The sequence below is a fragment of the Streptomyces hawaiiensis genome (assembly GCF_004803895.1).
Lineage (GTDB): Bacteria > Actinomycetota > Actinomycetes > Streptomycetales > Streptomycetaceae > Streptomyces > Streptomyces hawaiiensis.
The window spans coordinates 4,573,755-4,591,985 of the sequence record NZ_CP021978.1; the positions used below are offsets into that span (position 1 = coordinate 4,573,755).

An 18,231-nucleotide genomic window follows, 5' to 3' on the forward strand; every position below is an offset into this window, starting at 1 on the left:
GCATGTCCACCCCCCACACCCCCTTGTCCCCCGCCCTGGACTTCGACCCGGACGCCCTGCGCGAGCGCTACCGGGCCGAGCGCGACCGGCGCGTCCGCCCCGACGGAAACCGCCAGTACCGCCGCGCCACCGGCGAGTTCGGCCACTTCGACGACGACCCGCACGCCGCACCCGGTTTCACCCGCGAGCTCCTGAACGACCACGTCGACGTCCTGGTCGTCGGCGGCGGCTTCGGCGGTCTCCTCGCCGCCGCCCGGCTGCGCGAGGCCGGCCTGCGCGACATCCGGGTCGTCGAGAAGGGCGCCGACTTCGGCGGCACCTGGTACTGGAACCGCTACCCGGGCATCCACTGCGACATCGAGTCGTACGTCTACCTGCCGCTGCTCGAAGAGCTCGGCTACGTCCCGAAGTGGAAGTACGCCCCGGGCGAGGAGATCAGGGAGCACGCCCGGGCGATCGCCCGGCACTTCGACCTCTACCGTGACGCCTGCTTCCGCACGCAGGTGAGCGAACTGCGCTGGAACGAGGGCGAGTCCGCCTGGACCGTCGCGACCGACCGCGGCGACCGGATGACCGCACGGCACGTCGTCGTGGCGACCGGGCTGCTCAGCCAGCCCAAACTGCCCGGCATCGAAGGCATCGAGACCTTCAAGGGGCACATGTTCCACACCAGCCGCTGGGACTACGACTACACCGGCGGCGACGCGAACGGCGGCCTGACGAAGCTCGCCGGCCGGCGCGTGGCCCTCATCGGCACCGGCGCCACGGCCGTCCAGGTCGTCCCCCATCTCGGCCGGGACGCCGGGCACCTGTACGTCTTCCAGCGCACCCCCTCCTCCGTGGACGTGCGCGGCCAGCGCCCCACGGACCCCGAGTGGGCCGGCTCGCTGGAGCCCGGCTGGGCGCGCCGGCGCAGGGACAACTTCCTCGCGGTCGTCACCGGCGGCCAAACCGACGAGGACCTGGTGGCCGACGGCTGGACCAGCAGCGCCCGCCTCCAGCAGAAGCTCATCCCGACCGACAACTTCTCCGGCCTCCCGCCCGAGGAGCGCGAACGCCTGGAGGAGATCGCCGACTTCCAGAAGATGAACGAGCTGCGCGCCCGGGTCGACCGCATCGTCGAGGACCCGGCCACGGCCGAGAAGCTCAAGCCCTGGTACCGCTACATGTGCAAGCGGCCCACCTTCAGCGACCAGTACCTCCAGACCTTCAACCGGCCGAACGTCACCCTCGTGGACACCGCCGACCACGGGGGAGTGGAGCGCATCACCGAAAACGCAGTCGTGGTCGGCGGGGTGGAGTACGAGGTCGACTGCGTCGTCTTCGGCACCGGTTTCGAGGTCGGAGTCTCCGGGCTGCTGTCCGGGCGCCTGCCCGCGTACGGCAGGGACGGCGCCGCCCTGCTCGACGCCTGGCGGTCGACCGGCCCGCGGACCCTGCACGGCTTCTACAGCCGCGGCTTCCCCAATCTGTTCATGCTGGGCTCGGTGCAGAGCGCGAGCTCCGTGAACTACGTGCACGTCCTGGACGAACAGGCCGGCCATGTCGCCGAGGTGATCGCGGAGGCACACCGGCGCGGGGCCCGGTGCGTGGAACCGACGGCCGCGGCGCAGGACGCCTGGGTGGCCACGATCCGCGAGAAGTCGGCCGACCTGTACACGTTCCAGTCCGAGTGCACCCCCGGCTACTACAACGCCGAGGGCATGCCGCGGCCCCGCAGCGAGTCCTACGGCGACGGCCCGATCGCCTTCTACGAGCTGATCCGGCGCTGGCGCGCGCAGGGCGGTATGGACGAGGTGCTGGGATCGTGACCTCCTGGCAGGCTCGCCGTCTCAACCCGCCCAACCCGCTGTGGGGTTCCAACGGCGTGGCGTTCGGGCCGGACGGCCGGCTGTACGTCGCCCAGTTCCTCGCCGGGCGGATCAGCGCCGTCGACCCGGCCGGCGGGGACGTCGAGACCGTCGTCCCGATGGACAGCCCGGTCCAGGCGCCGGACGACCTGGCCTTCGGCGCGGACGGCTCGATGTACATCGCCGACCTGGTCCCCGGCCGGGTGTGGCGCCGCAGCCCCGAGGGCACCTACACGCTGGTCTCCGACGAGGTGAAGGTGCCCAACGGGATCACCTGCGTCGGCGACCGGCTCTTCGTCAATGAGATGCGGATGAACGGCCGTCTGCTGGAGCTCTTCCCGCAGGGCGGTGACCCGGTCGTCCTCACCGACGGACTGGCCTTCGGCAACGCGATGCAGCTCGGCCCGGACGGCTGCCTCTACTACCCGCACATGATCAGCCGGCAGGTCTGGCGCATCCCGCCCGACGGCGGAGTGCCCGAGGTCGTCGCCGAGGACGTGCACGATCCGGTGGCGGTCCGCTTCGACCGAGGCGGTGTCCTGCACGTCCTCTCCCGCGGTCCCGAGGGCATCGTCACCCGTGTCGACCTGTACGGCGGCGGCTCCCGCGAACTCGTCACCAGTGGGGTCACGGGCCTGGACAACGCCGCGTTCGACGCGGAGAACCGCATGTTCGTCTCCAGCTTCGCCAGCGGCGGCATCACGGAGCTGCATCCCGACGGCCGCACCCGCCCCGTCGTGCCCCGCGGCCTGGACGGCCCCTACGGCGTGACGATCGACCTGGGCGGCACGGTGTACGCGGCCGACCACTACCGTCTGACCCGCCCCGAACAGCCCGCCGACGAGAGCGGGTCGGGCGACGTGGCCACGGAGATCCTGCGGCCCTTCTTCCACGGCATCACCGCCGACGGCGAACTCCTGCACACCACATCCCAGTACGGCGGCGTCCAGACCTACGACCCCGCCACCAAGGCCACCCGGACCAGGGCGACCGGGCTGAAGCAGCCGCTGGGCATCGCGGTCCGGTCCGACGGCATGCTCGTGGTCGCCGAGACGGGGGCGGGCCGCGTCATCGGCATCGACGCGACCGACACGGTCACCGTCCTCGCCGAGGGCCTGAACCACCCCGTGGACGTGGTCTTCGACGCCGGCCGGCGCTGCTACGTCAGCGACGACCGGCTCGGCGCGGTGCTCCGGATCGACGCCGAGGGCCCGGTGGTCCTGGCAGACGACCTGGGAGCCCCGCAGGGCCTCGCCGTGCACGGCGAGGCCCTGTTCACCATGGACGTCGAGCACCGCAGACTGTGGTCGGTGTCCCTGACCACGGGCGAGCGCCGCGTCGAAGCCGAGGACCTGGCGGTCGGTCTCCCCCCGGGCGTCGAGCGCCGCCCCGACCCGGCCCTCTTCGCCCACGGCGGCCCGGGCCTGGCCCCTCGTTTCGCCGGCCTCGCCGCGGCCCCGGACGGCTCCCTGCTCCTGTCGTCGAACGGGGAGGGCACGGTGCTGCGGCTGTCGCCGGACACGTAGGGCCTCACCGGCCGGTTCAGCGGCGGCGGCCCCGGGGCGGCCTGCCCCGCCGGCCGTTCGGGGCGGAGCCCGTGCGCGCGGGGGGCGGCTGCTCGGTGGCCGGCGGGGTGAGGACGACGGGCACGCCCGAGGGCTCCTGCGCCCCGGTGATGCGGTTCAGGTCGGCCTCGCCCGAGCGGACCCGGGTGATCTGCGGGGTGATGCCGGCGTCGGCCATCAGCCGGGTCATCTCGCGACGCTGGTGGGGCAGGACCAGTGTGACGACGGTGCCGGACTCGCCGGCGCGGGCGGTACGGCCGCCGCGGTGCAGGTAGTCCTTGTGGTCACCGGGCGGGTCCACGTTGACGACGAGGTCGAGGTTGTCGACGTGGATGCCGCGGGCGGCGACGTTGGTGGCGACCAGGACCGTGACGTGGCCGTCCTTGAACCGGGCCAGGGTCCGGTTTCGCTGTGACTGCGACTTGCCGCCGTGCAGGGCCATCGCGCGCACGCCCACGGCCAGCAGCTTCTTGGCCAGCCGGTCGGCGGCGTGCTTGGTGTCCAGGAACATGATCACGCGTCCGTCGCGGGCGGCGATCCGGGTCGTGGTGGCGTGCTTGTCGTCGTCCTCGACGTGCAGCAGGTGGTGCTCCATCGTGGTGACCGCGCCCGCGGACGGGTCGACGGAGTGCACCACCGGGTCGTGCAGGTAGGTGCGGACCAGCCGGTCGACGTTGCGGTCCAGGGTGGCCGAGAACAGCATCCGCTGCCCGCCGGGGCGCACCTTGTCGAGCAGGGCGGTGACCTGCGGCATGAAGCCCATGTCGGTCATCTGGTCGGCCTCGTCGAGAACCGTGATGCCGACCTGGTCCAGGCGGCAGTCGCCTCGGTCTATGAGGTCCTTGAGCCGGCCGGGAGTGGCGACGACGACTTCGGCACCGGCGCGCAGCGCGTTCGCCTGCCGGCCGATCGGCATGCCGCCGACCACCGTGGCGAGTCGCAGACGCAGCGCGCGGGCGAAGGGGGCGAGGGCGTCGGTGACCTGCTGGGCCAGTTCGCGGGTGGGCACGAGGACGAGGGCCAGGGGCTGGCGGGCCTCGGCCTGCCGCCCGTCGACGCGGGCCAGCAGGGCGAGCCCGAAGGCGAGTGTCTTGCCCGAACCGGTGCGACCGCGGCCCAGGACGTCCCGGCCGGCCAGCGAGTTGGGCAGGGTCGCCGCCTGGATCGGGAACGGTGCGGTCAGGCCCTCGGCCGTGAGCGCGGCCAGTAGCCGCTCGGGCAGGTCGAGGTCGGCGAACGCCTCGACGGCCGGCAGCGCCGGGGTGAGGGTGGTGGGCGGTGCGAACTCCTGGCTGGGGGCGGGGCGTCGCCCACCGCGGCCGCCGCCCGCCGGACGGGAAGCGGTGCCCCCGCCGCCCGACTTACGGGGCCGGAAGCCGTTGCCACGGGAGTGGGACGAGCCGTTGTTCTTGCGAGCCGTGCGGTCCATGGGGAACCTTCCTCGATGCGGCACGCGTCGAGGAATGCGCGTCGGCACCGAAGAGCCGCGGGATTCGCAAGAGTTGAGCCGGAGAAGAGCAAAACGAGCCGGGGCCCGCACCGCGAGGGTGCGGGCCCCGGTTCAGGGCATTCGCGTACGCGTCAGGCGGGAACGATGTTCTCGGCCTGGGGGCCCTTCTGGCCCTGCGTGACGTCGAAGGTAACCTTCTGGCCTTCCTGAAGCTCGCGGAAGCCGGAGGTGGCGATGTTCGAGTAGTGGGCGAAGACGTCCGGGCCGCCACCCTCCTGCTCGATGAAGCCGAAGCCCTTTTCCGCGTTGAACCACTTCACGGTGCCAGTTGCCATGTGCATCTCCCTTGGGGGGCAGTACCCGAGATCCGCACCTTGCGGATTCGGGGTCGCTGTGATGATCACCCTCCGGAGAGATCCGAAAATCCTCGGAAACAAAAAGAGTGCTCGTCGACAAAGGTCGATAGAGCACTCGAAGTCTCTGGGAACCAAAACTGCAACACCAGCCAAGGTAGCACAGGCCGGAGCGGATGGCATGGGAATCTCGTACCCGAGGTGGAGCCGCCCGCCCGCCGGTACTGCGTTCTGAGTACCGGAGATTGTCGGCAGGCGCATGACGACGGGACAGCACGCTCCCGGACAGGCTTGGCAGACGTTCGACACGAGATGTGGAGACCTCCTGCCGTGGCTACTTTCCTGTATCGACTGGGCCGTCTGGCCTTCCGGCGGCGCTGGTACGTCGCCCTGGTCTGGGCGGCCGTCCTGGCCGCCGTGGGGCTGGGCTCCCTCAAGGCGCCGGGGGCCGTCGACGAGGAGTTCTCGATGCCCGGCATCGAGTCCCAGCAGGCGTTCGACCTGATGGAGCAGCGCTTCCCCGGGGCCACGGCCGACAGCGCTACGGCCAGGGTCGTCTTCATCGCGCCGGGCGGCGAGAAGGTCACGGCCGCCGGGAACAAGACGTCCATCGAGAAGGCCGTGGCCGGACTCGGTGACGGCACGCAGGTCGCGAGCGCCGTCGACCCGTTCACGGCGAAGACGATCAGCGAGGACGGCACGACCGCCTTCGCGACCGTCACCTACAAGGTCGGTGCGAACGACCTCACCGACGCCAGCCGCGGCCACCTGGAGCGGGCCATCGACCAGGCCCGGGACTCCGGTCTGACCGTCGAGGCGGGCGGCACCGCGCTGGCCGCCGAGGGCGGGCCGGGCGGCACGGCCGAGGTCATCGGCGTCGCGATCGCCGCCGTCGTGCTCCTGATCACCTTCGGTTCACTGGCCGCCGCCGGGCTGCCCCTGCTGACCGCCGTCATCGGTGTCGGCGTCAGCATGGCCACGATCCTCACCCTGGCCGGCGCCCTGGGCCTGTCCACGACCACCGGCACCCTCGCCATGATGCTGGGCCTCGCCGTCGGCATCGACTACGCCCTGTTCGTCGTCTCCCGCTACCGGGAGGAGCGCGCCAGGGGCCGTACGCCGCAGGAGGCGACCGGGCTGGCCGTAGGCACGGCCGGTTCCGCGGTCGTGTTCGCCGGGCTCACCGTCGTGATCGCGCTGGCCGGGCTCGCCGTGGTCGGCATCCCGATGCTCACCAAGATGGGGCTGGCCGCGGCGGGCGCGGTCGTCGTCGCCGTACTGATCGCCCTCACCGTCGTCCCGGCGCTCCTCGGCTTCTGGCCGAACGCCGTGCTCAGCCGGCGGGCCCGCAGGAGCGGCCGGATCGAGGAGAGCACCGAGACCAACGCCGGCACCCGCTGGGCACGGTTCGTGCTGCGCCGCCCCATACCCGTCCTGCTTCTCGGCGTCGTCGGCCTGGGCGCCCTGGCCCTGCCCGCGGCCGACCTCCAGTTGGGCATGCCCGGGGACGAGGCCAAGCCGACCTCCACCACCGAGCGCCGGGCCTACGACGCGCTCGCCGAGGGCTTCGGGCCGGGCTTCAACGGGCCGCTGACCATCGTCGTGGACGCCAAGGGCGCCCCCGATCCCCGGGCCGCCGCCGGCACGATCGCGAAGGAGATCGGCGGCACCGAGGGCGTCGTGTCCGTCTCCCCGGCCCGCTTCAACGACGCCGGCGACACCGCCGTCTTCTCGGCCGTGCCCGCCACCGCGCCGACCGACGAGAAGACCAAGAACCTGGTGACCACCATCCGCGACGAGCGCCCCGGCATCGAGTCCGGCACCGGCGCGAGCTACGAGGTCACCGGCACCACCGCGATGAACATCGACATCGCCGAGAAGGTCCAGGCCGCGCTCGTCCCGTACCTGATCGTCGTGGTCGGCCTGGCGATCGTGCTGCTGCTGGTGGTCTTCCGGTCCCTGCTCGTCCCCCTCAAGGCGGCCCTCGGCTTCCTGCTGTCGGTGCTGGCCTCCCTCGGCGCGGTCGTCGTGGTCTTCCAGCAGGGCCACGGCGCGGAGCTCCTCGGCGTGGAGCAGACCGGCCCGATCATGAGCCTGATGCCGATCTTCCTGGTGGGCATCGTCTTCGGCCTCGCGATGGACTACGAGGTGTTCCTCGTCTCCCGGATGCGGGAGGCGTACGTCCACGGAGAGTCGCCCGCCCAGGCGGTCACCTCCGGCTTCCGGCACAGTGCCCGGGTGGTCGTGGCCGCCGCCCTGATCATGATCGCGGTGTTCGCCGGGTTCATCGGCGAGAGCGACTCCATGATCAAGATGATCGGCTTCGGGCTGGCCTCCGCCGTCCTGTTCGACGCCTTCGTGGTCCGCATGGCGATCGTGCCGGCCGTCCTCGCCCTGCTCGGCGACAAGGCCTGGTGGCTGCCGAAGTGGCTGGACCGAACGCTGCCCCGCGTCGACGTGGAGGGCGAGGCCCTCAGCCGGCCCGAGCGGGAGCCGCTCCCGGACACCGCGCCCGACCTGGAGCCGGCGGGCACCTGAGGAACCCGCGCCCAGGTGCCGCCCGTGGCGAAGGACACGGGCGGCACCTCGGGCGTTCCGGCCCGAAGTCGACCACGATGGTCCCAGCCCCACCGACCGGAGAGCCCGATGAGCATCCCCCTGGAGCGTCGCTACGCGGACCGCCTGGAGGAATTCGCCGAGCAGCACCCCTTCCTCGTCGACCTGGCGATGGTCCTCGGGCTGATGGGCTGCGCGACCTTCGGCACCTCCCTCGTCCTGCCCGGCGCCGACCCGCCCGCCCAGGACAAGGCGGGCGTCGTCCTCATGGGCGTGGCCTGCCTCGCCCTGCTCAGGCACCGCGCGAACCCGCGCACCGTCGTTGTGATCACCACGGGCTGCACCGTGGCGGCGGTCGTGATGGGCTATCTGCTCACGCCCCTGCTGCTGGCCCCGATCATGGCGGCGCTGTACTGGCTCGCCACCCTCACCGACCGCCGAACCACCCGCGTCTACGGCATCGGCACCATGGTGGCGGTGATCGTCGCGGCCGTGCTCACCGACTCCATGGACCACCTCTCGCTGCTGCTGAGGACGATCGGCCCGTTCTTCTGGCTGATGCTGCCCCTCGCCGCCGGCAACATGACGCGGCTGCGGCGCGCCTACCTCCAGGCCGTGCAGGCCCGGGCCGAACATGCCGAGCGCACCCGGGAGGAGGAGGCCCGGCTGCGCGTCACCGAGGAACGGATGCGCATCGCCCGGGAGCTGCACGACGTCGTCGCCCACCACATGGCCCTGGCCAACGCCCAGGCCGGCACCGCCGCGCACCTCGCCCTCACCCGCCCCGAGCAGAGTCAGAAGATCCTCAACGACCTGACCGGCACCACGTCCTCCGCGCTGCGGGAGCTGAAGGCCGCGCTGGGCCTGCTCCGCCAGGACGGCGAGATGCCCGGCTCGGTGTCGCTGGAGCCGTCCCCGGGCCTGTCCCGGCTGCCCGAGCTGGTCTCGGCGTGCGAGTCGGCGGGCCTGGAGGTCACCGTCGCCACGGAAGGGGAGCCGCAGCCGCTGTCGCCGGGCGTCGACCTGACCGCGTACCGGATCGTGCAGGAAGCCCTCACCAACGTCACCAAGCACGCCACGGCCGAAGCCGCGCACGTGCTCCTCGCCTACACCGGCTCCCGGCTGCTGATCACCGTCACCAACGACGGCCCCAGCAAGGCGGAGGGCGCCCGGGGCCGCGGCTTCGGCGTCATGGGCATGCGCGAACGCGCCCTCTCCATCGGCGGCGAACTGTGCGCGGGCCCCCGCCCCCAGGGCGGCTTCGAGGTCACCACCGCGCTGCCCCTGCAACCCTCCGTCCACCTCGCGGAAGGAACCCCCGCATGAGCATCCGGGTGCTGCTCGCCGACGACCAGGCCCTGCTGCGGGCCACCTTCCGCATCCTCATCGACTCCTGCCCGGACATGGAGGTGATCGCCGAGGCCTCCGACGGCGCCGAGGCGGTCGGCCTGACCCGCGAACTGCACCCCGACATCGTCCTCATGGACATCCGCATGCCCGGCACCGACGGCCTCACCGCCACCTCCGAGCTGTGCGCAGACCCGGAGCTGTCCGCCACCCGCGTGCTGATCCTGACCACGTTCGAGACCGAGGACTACGTCGCCCAGGCCCTGCGCGCCGGCGCCAGCGGCTTCCTCGGCAAGGACGTCACCGCCGACACGCTCCTGACGGGCCTGCGCACGGTGGCCTCCGGAGAGGCCCTCCTCTCGCCCGTCGCCACCCGCTCCCTCATCACCCGCTTCCTCATGGCGCCGGCCTCCGGCACCGGCCTCGCGCCCCCGGAACGCCTCGCCGACCTCACGGTCCGTGAACGCGAGGTGATGGCGCTGGCCGCCGAGGGCAGGTCCAACACGGAGATCGCCGAGGACCTCACGCTCAGCCCGCTGACCGTCCGCACGCACATCCACCGGGCCATGACCAAGCTGCACGCCCGGGACCGCGCGCAGCTGGTCGTCATCGCGTACCAGACGGGGCTCGTACGGGCGACGCCACCGGCGACGTGAGGAGGTGGCCTACGGCCTGCCGTAGGCCGCCACCATGAGGGCCTCGGCGGTCCGGTTCATGTCCTGGCCCTTGGCGTCGGTGGAGTTGACGCTGTAGACGAGGGTGCGGGAGCCGTTCCGGGTGGAGGCGATGGCGGCGTTGTACCCCCAGCGCCCGCCCGTCTTGCCCCACACCTCGCGCCCGCCCAGCACCTTCATGGACAGACCGGCGGAGTAGGCGGCCGGCTTCCCGGTCCGGAAGTCGGTCACCTCCGGCAGCGTGAACATCTCCTCCAGTAGCGGCCCGCGCACGATCCGCCCCCGGAACAGGGCGTCGGTGAACCGCTCCAGGTCCGCGGTGGTGGAGACGATGTCCCCGGCCGCCCAGCCGTCCGTCGTCCCCCACACGGAGACGTCCCGGAGCCCGGTCGTGCCGTCGTCGAGGCGCATGGTCTGGTAGCCGTGGTTGTGCGGCCCGGTGATGCGCGGGTTCGTCCCCGGGAAGTAGGTGTTCCGCAGCCCCAGCGGCCCGAGCACCCGCCGGGCGACCTGGCGCTCGTAGGAGTCGCGGGTGACGCGCTCGACGATCAGGCCGGTGACGGTGTACCCGATGTTGAGGTAGTGCTGCCGCTCGCCCGGCGCGAACTCGGGCTTCTTCGACGTCGCCGAGCGGACCATGTCGCGGGGGTCGTGGACGCGGAAGCGGTTGGCGTACGCCTCCTCGACGGTGGTGCCGGGGAAGTCCGGGGCCGGGATGCCGTGCGTGTGGTTGAGGAGCCGGCGGACGGTGACGTCCTCGTACGCCGCCGGGATCAGCTCCGGCAGGTAGGAGCGGGCGGTGCGGTCGAGGTCCAGGCGGCCCTCTTCGGCCAGTTGCAGGGCGACCGCGGCGGTGAAGACCTTGGTCACGGAGCCGGCGCGGAAGCGGGCGGCCGGATCCGCGGGCCGGCCGGTCCGCAGATCGTGTACGCCCGAACTGCCGCGCCAGGTGCCCTCCTTGCCGCCGACCCGCACGAGGGCGGCGGTGGCGTCGGCGCTGGGAAGGCCGGCGATGGCGGCTTCGAGGGCGGCGTCCGGGGACTGCCCCGCGGTTGAACGCGCCGGCGTCGACGCTGCCGGGGCCAAGGCGGCGGCCGGGAGCACGGACGGCCCCGCGGTGAGCCCCACGACGAGCACGGCGGCGGTCAGCAGGCTGGTACGGGACTTCATGGTGAACTCCGGTGAGATGGACCGACGTTGGGTGACGGCTTCATCCTCCGGAGCGGGGCCGCCGCGCGGATCGCCCGCACAGGCGGTCCTGCGAGGTCACTTCCTCGCCGACGCGGGGGAGGACCCGGAGCGGGACGCTCCCCCGGGCGGGGGATTCCCGGCAGCGACGAGCCCGGTCTCGTAGGCGCAGATCACGGCCTGGATCCGGTCCCTGAGGCCCAGCTTGGCCAGCACGTTGCCGACATGCGTCTTGACGGTGTGGTCGCTGACCACCAGCTCGGCGGCGATCTCGGCGTTCGACAGCCCCCGCGCGAGCAGTAGCAGCGTCTCGCGCTCCCGCGCGGTCAGGACGTCCAGCCGGGGATCGGGCCGGCGGGCCCGGGCGGCGGCGGGCCGGGTGTACTGCTCCACCAGACGCCTGGCCACGGACGGCGCGAGCAGCGAGTCACCCCGGGCGACGACCCGTACGGCGTGCACGAGATCGTCCCGGCGCACGTCCTTGAGCAGGAAGCCGCTCGCGCCCGCGTGCAGTGCCTCGTACACGTACTCGTCGGAGTCGAAGGTCGTGAGCATCACGGTCCGGCAGTCGCCCGCGGCGCTGATCGCACGGCAGGCCTCGATGCCGTCCATACGGGGCATCCGGATGTCGAGGAGCGCCACGTCGGGCGTGTGCCGCCGCACGGCCTCGACCGCCTCGGCCCCGTCACCCGCCTCCGCGACGACCTCGATGTCCGGCTGCACGTCCAGGATCATCGCGAAGCCGCTGCGCACGAGCTCCTGGTCGTCGGCGATCACGACACGGATCGTCACGACCCCACCTCCGCTGCGGCGGAGAGGGGGATCCGCACCCGGACCTCGAAGCCGCGGCCGTCCGCTCCCGGCCCGGCGGCCGCGCTGCCCCCGTGGGCCGCGGCCCGCTCACAGATCCCGACGAGCCCGTGCCCTCCGCGGCGGGGCACGGCGTTCGCCCCACGCCCGTCATCGGCCACGAGAACCTCCAACTCGTCCTTTTCGCAACGGAGTTGGACTGTAGCGGTATGCGCACCCGCATGCTTGACGACATTGGTCAGGGCCTCCTGCACGACCCGGAACACGGTGACCCCGACCTCGTCGGCCACCGGCCCGGCGTCCCCCACCGTCCGGTACACCACCGCGAGTCCGCTCCCGCGCACCCGGTCGAGAAGCCCCGGCAGCGCGGCGAGTCCGGGCTGTGGCTCGCGCGGGGCGCCGACGGTGTCGTCGCCGCCTTCCCGCAGCACCCCCAGCATGTGACGCAACTGAGCCATGGCGTCCCGCCCGGCCGCGGAGATCGCGTCGAAGGCGGCCTCCGCACGCTCGGGGGCGGCACGCACCGCCACCGGGCCGGCCTCCGCCTGCACGATCATCAGGCTCACCGCGTGGGAGAGGATGTCGTGCATCTCCCGTGCGATCCGCGCCCGTTCGCGCGCGGCGGCCTGCTCGGCCTCGACGCGGTGTGCCCGCTGACGGGCGTCGGTGAGCCGCCCGAAGACATAGGCGGCCGCGAACACGAAGACGGAGAAGGTCAGTTCACGAGCCGACCGGGTGTTGAGCCCGACTCCCACCGGCACGGCGACCAGCAGCACACCTCCGGTGACGAGCCGCTTCCGCGCGGGCGACAGCGCGGCAATCGTGTACACGACCACCAGTCCGGTGTACGGCAGCGGCTGCCCGGGCCCGTCCATGGTCAGCCCGTACAGCGCGTTGGCGGCAATCACCGCGAACAGCACGGCGAGGGGAGCGCGCCGCCGCCAGACCAGGGGCACCACGGTGAGCATGCTCAACCCGTACGCGCCCCAGGTCGCGGGCGGTGCCCCGGCCGCACGCGGCACGACGAACGGCATGGTCATCGCGCAGAGCACGAGCAGCGCGATGCCGACGTCCACGACGAGCGGATTGGCCGCCGTCAGCGCCCGGCCGTGCTCCCACCACCCTCGCAGGTCCCTGCGTAAGTCCCCCATGCCTCCACAAGGTAGTGCGCCCCGAGGCGTGCTTCACGTGCCGGCCTTCGGGTGTGTACCTGGCCTGGATGAGGAACTTCGGCATGGGGCCTGCCTTCCCGAAGAGCCTCGGCCGCTGCCGGCGGAGCCGCCCCGTTCACCTGTCGGTGCCGTACAGCCTGGCCGACGCGTCGACATGGGCCAGGCGGCGCAGTGAGCTGAAGACCGCCTCGCCCAGGACCGTGCCGATCACCACGCCCTCCACCTTTTCCTCGATCGCCAGGTGCCGGTCCACGTACTCGAGGTCGGCGCGGGCCACCTGTTCGGCGGCGTCGGCGTAGGTGTCGAGCAGGTCGGCGAAGGCTTCGTGGCCCAGCCGGGCCATCGCGGCGAGGGCCTTGGACAGGTCGGCGGCGGCGGGGTTCGACTCGTGGGTGCGCCAGCCTCGTCGGGAGATGAGGCCGGCGACAGCGGCACGGGCGGCATCCGACTCGGCGTCGTCGCGTTCGGTGCCCGGTCCGCTCATACGGCCGGCGGCGGAGCCGAGCACCTTGTGCAGCGGGCGCTCCGGGTCGTCGACGGCCGCCAGCACCTCGGCGACCTCGGCCACCTTCATGCCGCCCACATCGAGCAGGGCGCGGATCAGCTGGAGCCGGCGCTCGTGCGGTTCTCCGTAGCTGGCCTGGTTCCGGCTGGTCAGCTCGCCCGCAGGCAGCAGGCCTTCGCGGACGTAGTACTTGATCGTCGGCACCGGCACCCCGGTCTTCCGGCTCAACTCTCCGATACGCAACGCCGGTTCTCTCCTTGATTCTCGGCCTGCCCGCCGCGTCGGCCCTTGCCGACCCGCCCGCCAATGATAGATAGTTCAGCTATCGGATAGTGGATAGTGTCGGTATCTATTCCTTGAGGTGGGCATGGTGTTGTCCTTACGCACGTCCTGGCATCGACCGCTGGTGCTGTTCTCGGCCGCGATGGCGGTGCTGGCGGTCGTATCCGCGGTGGGGCTCCTGGTCGACGACCGCGTCCTGGTGGGGGCGCCGATCTGGGCCAAGCCGTTCAAGTTCGCGGTCTCGTTCGTGGCGTACTGCCTCTCCCTCGCCTGGATGCTGTCGCTCCTCCCCGGCGGCCGACGCGTGGGCTGGTGGGCGGGGACCGTCGTCGCGCTGGCCAGTCTCGTCGAGATGGTGATCATCACCGGGCAGGTCGTGCGCGGTAAGCGCAGCCACTTCAACCGCGCGACACCGTTCGACGAGGCACTGTTCAACGCGATGGCCGTCACGGTCGTCATCCTGTGGGCCGGCACGCTGGTCGTGGCCGTCCTGCTGCTCCGGGCCCGGATCGCCGACCGCGCATCCGCCTGGGCCGTGCGCTGCGGAATCCTCCTGGCGCTGGCCGGGGCCGCCGTCGGTTTCCTGATGACCCAGCCCGCGCCGGGGCAGCGGCGTGGCGTCTCCAAGGTGGTCGGCGCGCACAGCGTGGGCGTGCCGGACGGGGGACCCTCGATGCCGCTGACCGGCTGGTCCACGACCGGCGGCGATCTGCGGATCCCGCACTTCCTCGGCATGCACGCGCTGCAACTCCTGCCGCTGCTGGTCATGGTGCTCAGCCTCCTGGCCCCGCGTTTCGTCCGTCTGGCCGACGACCGGGTGCGGCTGCGCCTGGTGCTGGTCGCCTCGGGGGCCTACGCCGGCGTCTTCGCTCTGGTTCTGTGGCAGGCGTTGCGCGGACAGCCGCTGACCGGCCCGGACGGAGCGACGTCGGCAGTGGCCGGCCTCATCCTGGCGGCCGTCGCCCTCGGGACGTACGGATCCCTGCGGGCGGCCCGGACGCCCCTTTCGCTCAGGGCGACCGACGCCGAAGGTGCTCCCGCCCCGAAGGACCTCGTGCCATGACCGGCTTCCTCTTCGAGCTCTCCTTCCTGCTGGCCGCGCCCGTCTGGCTGCTCATGATCTTCGCGCCGGGGTGGGGGCCGACCGCCCGTATCGCCGGGTCACCGTGGACCGTGGTGCCGGTACTGCTCGTGTATCTCGCGCTCGCGGTCCCGGTGTTCCCCGAGCTGTGGAGCGCGGTCAGCAGTCCGGACCTCGACACCTTCCGTGAGCTGACGGCTCTCCCGGGCGGTGCCGGAGCCGTCTGGGCGCAGGTCATCGCCTGGGATCTGCTGATCGGGCAGTGGATGTACCGGGAGGGCAGGCGACTGAAGATCTCCGCCCTGCTGATGGGGCCGCTGCTGGTGCTCACGATTCTGCTGTCGCCGTTCGGGTTTCTGGCCTTCCTGGGGCTGCGCGCGGCGAGGTCGCGGCGGGCCGGGCAAAGGCCCGTGACCGGCGGGCCTTTGCCGGGTCAGACCCGGAGACAGGCCAGCACCGCCAGCACCCGGCGGTGGTCGTCGGGGGCCGTCGGAGGGAGATCCAGCTTCTGGAGGATGCTCGCGATGTGCTTCGCGACGGCGGCGTCCGTGACGACGAGTCGGCGGGCGATCGCCGCGTTGGAGCGGGCCTCGGCCATGAGGGCGAGGACCTCGCGTTCGCGGGGCGTGAGCCGGTCCAGCGGGTCGCGGCGGCGGGCGAGGAGCTGGCGTACGACGTCGGGGTCGACGACCGTCGTGCCGGCGGCCACGCGGACGACGGCGTCGGCGAACTCCTCGACGTCGCCGATGCGTTCCTTGAGGAGGTAGCCCGTTCCGACGGTGCCGCGACGGTCGTCCAGGAGCTCGTCGGCGAAGGTCTGCTCGACGTACTGGCTGAGGACGAGGACCGCGAGGCGGGGCTGCTCGCCCTGGAGCAGACGGGCCGTGCGCAACCCTTCGTCCGTCTGGCCCGGTGGCATGCGGACGTCGGTGATCACCAGGTCCGGCCGGTGTTCCCGGGCGGCGGCGAGCAGCGCGGGGCCGTCGCCCACGGCGGCGAGGGTCCGGTGGCCGAAGCGTTCCAGCAGGTGGACGAGACCTTCGCGCAGGAGGACGGCGTCCTCCGCGATGACTATGCGGAGGGACTGCCGCATGGGATCTCCGCCCTGAGAGTGTGGGCCCGCCGGGCGGGCTGGACAGGAACATTGCCGGCCGGACACGGGACCTCCGCGTGCTGCGCCTGTCCGGTGCGACACCGCGCCAGGTGCTGCTGACCCTCGTGGCCGAGACGTGCTGGTCGTCGCCCTGGCTGCCGCCCTGGGCCTGGCGGTTGCGCTCCCGCCCTGTTCGGCACGGCCCGCGGCCTGCGTGAGGAACTGGGCCTGCCCGTCGAGCTGTCGGTGGCCTGGCCCTGCGTCGCGGGCGTGGTGGCCGGCTGCCTGCTGCTCGCCACGGCGGCCACCGTCCTCCCGGCCCGGGCCGCGCTGCGGAGGATGCGGCGGGCGTGACGGGGCCGGGTCGGGAGAACGGAGGGTGTGGTCAGCGTCCGACGACGGGGCGGAAGGCGTCCCGTACGCCGGACTTGGACGTGGAGACGAACTGGTCGCCCGGCCCGAGGTCGTACGTGCCGTAGGACTCGTAGTGCAGGATGCTCGGGCAGCTTGTGCCGCCGATCTGGACCGAGCGCGGGTCGAGGCGCTTGCCGGTGCGGAGTTCGTAGACCTTCAGGGGGATCTTGACCTTGTAGAAGGTCACTTGGTGGGGGAGGTACTCGGACCTGTCGTTCTCGTAGGCGCAGGTCTCGACGGACGCTCCGTTCTCCGCCTCGTCCGCGCAGACCACCAGGGAGGCCTTGGCCGGGTCGCCGGTGCGCCAGGAGCCGGGGAGCCTGCCGGTGTACTCGGTGTCGCCGAGGAACAGGGCGCGGCCGGAGCCCTTGCGGAACGGCGGGGCTCCGCCGTACTTCGCGGGCTTGTCGCAGTAGCCGGACCCCGCGTCGGACGCGTCCTCGACCAGGCCGCGCACCTGGTCCAGTTCGAGGGCGAGGGTGGCCTTGCGCACGCCGTCGCGGGCCTCGCCCGTGCGGGCGTCGTCCGGGTAGGTGCCGAGGAGCCGCCGGTAGTGCGTGCGCGCCTGGTGCCAGGCGTCCTCGGTCATCAGGTGGTCGCCGCATCCCACCAGGGCGGCGGGTTCCGCGCGGGCCGCGGCGCCGGCGGAGCGGTCCAGGACGTCGTGGGAGGGGCCGCGGTCGCGGAGCCAGGCGGTGAGGGCGGCGGTGTCGCAGGAGTCGTCGGTGGGCAGGCCGTCGAGGAAGGTGTCCAGGACCGTTCCGACCGTCTGCTCGTTGCCGGGTTCCCCGAGGACACCGGCGAGCGTGCCGAAGCCTCGCTCCAGGTCCTCGGTGCTGCCCCTGTGCGCGGCGCGGGCCAGGGTGGCCGCCGCCCCGTCGAGCCGGTGGCAGGCGTCCACCACCGCGTCGCCGGGTTCCACCACCGACGCGCCCGCCAGGCGGTGGCCCCGTCCCACCTCGCTCTGCGCGGCCACGGCCGCCTCGCAGTCGCCGCGCTCACGGGCCTCGGTCACACGGTCCTCGATGCCGTACGCGTCGGCACGGAGCAGTACGGCGGTCAGCACCACCGCGAGCGCGACGGCGAGCGTCCCCGCGCGCTGCCCGCGCCGTACGGCCCGCTCCGGGTGGCGGCGGGCCAGGAACCAGCCGTGGGCGATGCCGGCCGCCCACCACAGGAGCAGCAGGATCTCGCACCAGGTCTCGGCGGTCCGCGCGGTGAGGCCGAGGAGCACGAACGTGCCGAGCGCGGCGATCGCCGCCCACCGCCACCGGCGCAGCAGCAGATGACCGATGCCGAGCAACGAGGCGTTGCCGAGGGCCACCGCCAGGGGGTCGGACGGGGCCGGGGGCCGCGGCGGCCCGGGGGGCTCCGGCGGCAGGGGCGGACCGGGTTCGTACAGCGTCATGCGGTGCTCACCCCCGAGGCCGGGCCGCGTGCGGAGAAGTAGCCACGGCCCTTCTCGCCGCTCACCATCCACAGGGCCGCCACGTCCAGGCCCGCGATCACGAACGCAGGGAGACTCGGCACCCCGGCGACCAGCGAACCGAGGAAGGCGACGACCATCGACAGGCCCACGAACGACAGGCACACGATGAGCACCACGCGGACCCAGTGACGCCGTTTGCGGGCCAGTACGAGGCAGGCGACCTGGAGCACGGCGAGACCCCAGCAGAACAGCGCCACGAACCAGGCCAGCGCCCACGGCATGAGCAGGTCCTGTCCGTGGTCCTGTTTGCTCTGGTTCTCGTCGATGACCGCCCAGCCGCCGAGGACGTAGCCCAGGGCATGCCCGGTGACCATCACCAGGGCCAGGACGACGGCCCCGGGCATGCGCGCCTTCGCAGAGTCCTGCACGGCGATCACCTCGTCCTCGTCGTCGGGCCGGTCG

15 protein-coding genes and 1 pseudogene are annotated in these 18,231 nt (G+C 72.4%); 7 read left to right on the top strand and 9 right to left on the bottom strand.

The window, feature by feature from the left end; genetic code table 11:
* The first annotated feature begins 2 nt into the window (after window positions 1-2).
* Together CEB94_RS21075 and CEB94_RS21080 are read left to right on the top strand one after the other, a co-directional pair.
* Complete coding sequence (locus tag CEB94_RS21075; protein WP_175433703.1) at window positions 3-1,811, top strand: flavin-containing monooxygenase; 1,809 nt, start codon at window positions 3-5, stop codon at window positions 1,809-1,811.
* Window positions 1,808-3,376, top strand: a complete 1,569-nt coding sequence (locus CEB94_RS21080; RefSeq protein ID WP_246111865.1) for an NHL repeat-containing protein — start codon at window positions 1,808-1,810, stop codon at window positions 3,374-3,376. Before CEB94_RS21075 ends, CEB94_RS21080 begins: the two co-directional genes overlap by 4 nt.
* Window positions 3,377-3,392: 16 nt before the next feature.
* Here CEB94_RS21080 and CEB94_RS21085 read toward each other — a convergent pair whose 3' ends face one another.
* Both CEB94_RS21085 and CEB94_RS21090 read right to left on the bottom strand, forming a co-directional pair.
* Window positions 3,393-4,844, bottom strand: coding sequence for a DEAD/DEAH box helicase (locus tag CEB94_RS21085; RefSeq protein WP_175433704.1), 1,452 nt, complete (start codon window positions 4,842-4,844; stop codon window positions 3,393-3,395).
* Between the two features lie 152 nt (window positions 4,845-4,996).
* Window positions 4,997-5,200, bottom strand: coding sequence for a cold-shock protein (locus CEB94_RS21090; RefSeq protein WP_030846597.1), 204 nt, complete (start codon window positions 5,198-5,200; stop codon window positions 4,997-4,999).
* Between the two features lie 348 nt (window positions 5,201-5,548).
* Between CEB94_RS21090 and CEB94_RS21095 the strand changes: the two genes are divergently transcribed.
* The 3 genes from CEB94_RS21095 to CEB94_RS21105 all read left to right on the top strand — a co-directional run bounded on the left by CEB94_RS21095 (window position 5,549) and on the right by CEB94_RS21105 (window position 9,777).
* Window positions 5,549-7,756 (top strand): MMPL family transporter, encoded by a 2,208-nt coding sequence (locus tag CEB94_RS21095; protein WP_175433705.1) that lies wholly within the window; start codon window positions 5,549-5,551, stop codon window positions 7,754-7,756.
* Window positions 7,757-7,864: 108 nt separating this feature from the next.
* On the top strand, window positions 7,865-9,100 hold the full coding sequence (locus CEB94_RS21100; RefSeq protein WP_175433706.1) for a sensor histidine kinase: 1,236 nt from the start codon (window positions 7,865-7,867) through the stop codon (window positions 9,098-9,100).
* Complete coding sequence (locus CEB94_RS21105) at window positions 9,097-9,777, top strand: response regulator transcription factor (protein ID WP_175433707.1); 681 nt, start codon at window positions 9,097-9,099, stop codon at window positions 9,775-9,777. The genes CEB94_RS21100 and CEB94_RS21105 overlap by 4 nt, the downstream gene beginning before the upstream one ends.
* 9 nt (window positions 9,778-9,786) lie before the next feature.
* Here the strand turns inward: CEB94_RS21105 and CEB94_RS21110 are convergent, their stop codons facing one another.
* The 4 genes from CEB94_RS21110 to CEB94_RS21125 form a co-directional block, all read right to left on the bottom strand.
* The gene (locus tag CEB94_RS21110; RefSeq protein ID WP_175433708.1) at window positions 9,787-10,965 is read right to left on the bottom strand and encodes a serine hydrolase domain-containing protein; all 1,179 of its coding nucleotides are present in this window, start codon (window positions 10,963-10,965) and stop codon (window positions 9,787-9,789) included.
* 96 nt (window positions 10,966-11,061) lie between these two features.
* The gene (locus CEB94_RS21115) at window positions 11,062-11,775 is read right to left on the bottom strand and encodes a response regulator (protein WP_175433709.1); all 714 of its coding nucleotides are present in this window, start codon (window positions 11,773-11,775) and stop codon (window positions 11,062-11,064) included.
* A complete protein-coding gene (locus CEB94_RS21120; RefSeq protein WP_175433710.1) occupies window positions 11,772-12,944 on the bottom strand; it encodes a sensor histidine kinase in 1,173 nt (390 codons plus the stop codon). Before CEB94_RS21120 ends, CEB94_RS21115 begins: the two co-directional genes overlap by 4 nt.
* Window positions 12,945-13,080: 136 nt before the next feature.
* Complete coding sequence (locus CEB94_RS21125) at window positions 13,081-13,713, bottom strand: MerR family transcriptional regulator (RefSeq protein WP_175433711.1); 633 nt, start codon at window positions 13,711-13,713, stop codon at window positions 13,081-13,083.
* Between the two features lie 181 nt (window positions 13,714-13,894).
* Here CEB94_RS21125 and CEB94_RS21130 point away from each other — a divergent pair, with 181 nt between their 5' ends.
* Window positions 13,895-14,815, top strand: a complete 921-nt coding sequence (locus CEB94_RS21130) for a hypothetical protein (RefSeq protein WP_175437099.1) — start codon at window positions 13,895-13,897, stop codon at window positions 14,813-14,815.
* Window positions 14,812-15,228, top strand: a pseudogene (locus CEB94_RS21135) (ABA4-like family protein); the annotation flags it as partial. The gene CEB94_RS21130 and the pseudogene CEB94_RS21135, both read left to right, overlap by 4 nt.
* A 38-nt stretch (window positions 15,229-15,266) precedes the next feature.
* On the opposite strand, the gene CEB94_RS21140 reads toward CEB94_RS21135, so the two are convergent.
* The 3 genes from CEB94_RS21140 to CEB94_RS21150 all read right to left on the bottom strand — a co-directional run bounded on the left by CEB94_RS21140 (window position 15,267) and on the right by CEB94_RS21150 (window position 18,197).
* Window positions 15,267-15,926, bottom strand: coding sequence for a response regulator transcription factor (locus CEB94_RS21140; RefSeq protein ID WP_175433712.1), 660 nt, complete (start codon window positions 15,924-15,926; stop codon window positions 15,267-15,269).
* A 385-nt stretch (window positions 15,927-16,311) separates the two neighbouring features.
* Complete coding sequence (locus tag CEB94_RS21145; protein WP_175433713.1) at window positions 16,312-17,748, bottom strand: hypothetical protein; 1,437 nt, start codon at window positions 17,746-17,748, stop codon at window positions 16,312-16,314.
* Window positions 17,745-18,197, bottom strand: a complete 453-nt coding sequence (locus CEB94_RS21150; RefSeq protein WP_175433714.1) for a hypothetical protein — start codon at window positions 18,195-18,197, stop codon at window positions 17,745-17,747. Before CEB94_RS21150 ends, CEB94_RS21145 begins: the two co-directional genes overlap by 4 nt.
* Between the last annotated feature and the right edge of the window lie 34 nt (window positions 18,198-18,231).

What these genes read in the sequence shown, in the direction of transcription:
- CEB94_RS21120 (WP_175433710.1), bottom strand. Translation starts at nt 12,944, where the DNA reads ATGGGGGACTTACGCAGGGACCTGCGAGGGTGGTGGGAGCACGGCCGG.
- CEB94_RS21110 (WP_175433708.1), bottom strand. Translation starts at nt 10,965, where the DNA reads ATGAAGTCCCGTACCAGCCTGCTGACCGCCGCCGTGCTCGTCGTGGGG.
- CEB94_RS21145 (WP_175433713.1), bottom strand. Translation starts at nt 17,748, where the DNA reads ATGACGCTGTACGAACCCGGTCCGCCCCTGCCGCCGGAGCCCCCCGGG.
- CEB94_RS21130 (WP_175437099.1), top strand. Translation starts at nt 13,895, where the DNA reads ATGGCGGTGCTGGCGGTCGTATCCGCGGTGGGGCTCCTGGTCGACGAC.
- CEB94_RS21075 (WP_175433703.1), top strand. Translation starts at nt 3, where the DNA reads ATGTCCACCCCCCACACCCCCTTGTCCCCCGCCCTGGACTTCGACCCG.
- CEB94_RS21105 (WP_175433707.1), top strand. Translation starts at nt 9,097, where the DNA reads ATGAGCATCCGGGTGCTGCTCGCCGACGACCAGGCCCTGCTGCGGGCC.
- CEB94_RS21085 (WP_175433704.1), bottom strand. Translation starts at nt 4,844, where the DNA reads ATGGACCGCACGGCTCGCAAGAACAACGGCTCGTCCCACTCCCGTGGC.
- CEB94_RS21140 (WP_175433712.1), bottom strand. Translation starts at nt 15,926, where the DNA reads ATGCGGCAGTCCCTCCGCATAGTCATCGCGGAGGACGCCGTCCTCCTG.
- CEB94_RS21090 (WP_030846597.1), bottom strand. Translation starts at nt 5,200, where the DNA reads ATGGCAACTGGCACCGTGAAGTGGTTCAACGCGGAAAAGGGCTTCGGC.
- CEB94_RS21100 (WP_175433706.1), top strand. Translation starts at nt 7,865, where the DNA reads ATGAGCATCCCCCTGGAGCGTCGCTACGCGGACCGCCTGGAGGAATTC.